This window comes from Psittacicella gerlachiana, assembly GCF_003585965.1.
Classification (GTDB): Bacteria; Pseudomonadota; Gammaproteobacteria; order Enterobacterales; family Psittacicellaceae; genus Psittacicella; species Psittacicella gerlachiana.
The window spans coordinates 1-1,572 of sequence record NZ_NRJF01000259.1 but is presented as its reverse complement, the minus strand read 5'-3'; the positions used below and the strand labels follow the sequence as shown (position 1 = coordinate 1,572).

General features: G+C 30.9%; 2 protein-coding genes. Both read right to left on the bottom strand.

The genetic code is table 11. The annotated features are described in order from the left end of the window. A partial coding sequence (locus CKF59_RS07385) for a SoxR reducing system RseC family protein (protein WP_147397150.1) occupies positions 1 to 405 on the bottom strand: 405 nt, incomplete at its 3' end. After that, complete coding sequence (locus tag CKF59_RS07380; protein ID WP_119535272.1) at positions 405 to 1,496, bottom strand: MucB/RseB C-terminal domain-containing protein; 1,092 nt, start codon at positions 1,494 to 1,496, stop codon at positions 405 to 407. The genes CKF59_RS07380 and CKF59_RS07385, both read right to left, overlap by 1 nt. Positions 1,497 to 1,572 lie beyond the last annotated feature (76 nt).

Here is a 1,572-nt window from a genome sequence, read left to right as displayed (position 1 = left end):
GTAGTAAATTGCTAAAAATGTAAATATTAATAAAGCTGTTGTAAGATCACTAAGATTTAATTTATTAAAAATAATACTTGGGATAACAACTGCAAATACTAAAGGGATAGAATAGAATGTAGAAATAGCTAACCAAAAGCTTTGGCGTGAGGTTTCTAATTTTATGATATCGCCTACTTGAAGATTGTCATCTTGTATTAAATTTGAATCTGCAGTAATTTTTACGAGATTTTTATTTCTACCAAGAGGAGTAAGTTGATTAAAAAAGATAGCTCCACACCCTTCTCCTCTAGCACAAGCAGAACAAAATTCTTTATTTGTCAAAATTCTTGCTCTAATAGTCGCTTTGCTATTATCATAGCTAATGCTTTCAACTTGTGCATTTTTTATAACATTGTTATTCATTATTTTATATTAAGTTGCTGTCCGAATCCGTTAGGATGGCTACTTGACATAGGAGCGGATGGAATACTAATTGAGTTTATAATTCCTTTAGCTAATGATAAAGGAATTTGACCGACAATAATTAATTTATGATTACCATAGTCTTCAGCATATAAAGTCGTATCCGCTTGTTGCCAATAGTAATGATCATTAGTATTAACTTTATCTTTACTTACATAAATGGTAAAACTAAATAATCCATCGCCATAAGTTTGTGCAAGCATTAAAGTATCATTTTTATCATTACTATCAGGGGTGTTAATCAGGCTACTACCTTGCATAGTCACTTCATTATTAGAAATTAATCTAAAACCTGGTGGCAAAAATTGTAGTTTTACAATTTTTTCAAACTCTCGTGAAAGACTTTTGTCAATATCACTACTAAACACAGAGTTAGTATTGATTACAGCCCCCTTAATTCGATCAAGAGATTGTTGATCCATACCTAATTGCAAGTAAATAGCTGTATAAGAATTTAAAATAGTGTAAGAGTTAGAGACTAAATCTCGATAAAGGAGATCCGCTTTTAGAGGTAATTTAGTATCCTTATCTAAAGCAATACGATATGAATATAGATTAGAGTACTTGTTTGTTATGTCGTAAACATAAGCTTCTTTATCGGCAACTCTTGTTTCACCAGTTTCTGCAATGATATAGTTTTGTGCCAAGATCGAAAAATCTGCATTAAAAATATTTGGGAGGATATTGAATGTAGTTCCTCTAAGTCCATATGAAGCGTTGCCAATTAGGTTTCCTTTTAGGTAAACATTATAAGGCGTACCTTCTAAATTTGATAATTCTGCGTATCTAATATCATTTACAAAGTAGTTATTAAATTTATAAGCTTCATAACCATTTGAATTATATACACTAAAGTATATAGTGTAGTTTAAATCCTTGATTTGCTCACTCATCTGTAATAAGTCTTTAGCGGCACTTTGTGCAGGAGTGGCATTGCTATTCTTGTTGGCTGCTTGTACGTATGAGATGTTGAGGGGTAAGGTGCATAGTGTGATCGTCAACACTGATACGTAAGAAAAAAATCTATTCATATTCTTAGTAAGTATAATAAAACTCAAGCATTTTTGTATATTATAACAAAAAGGGACTTTTTTAATAGAATAAAAG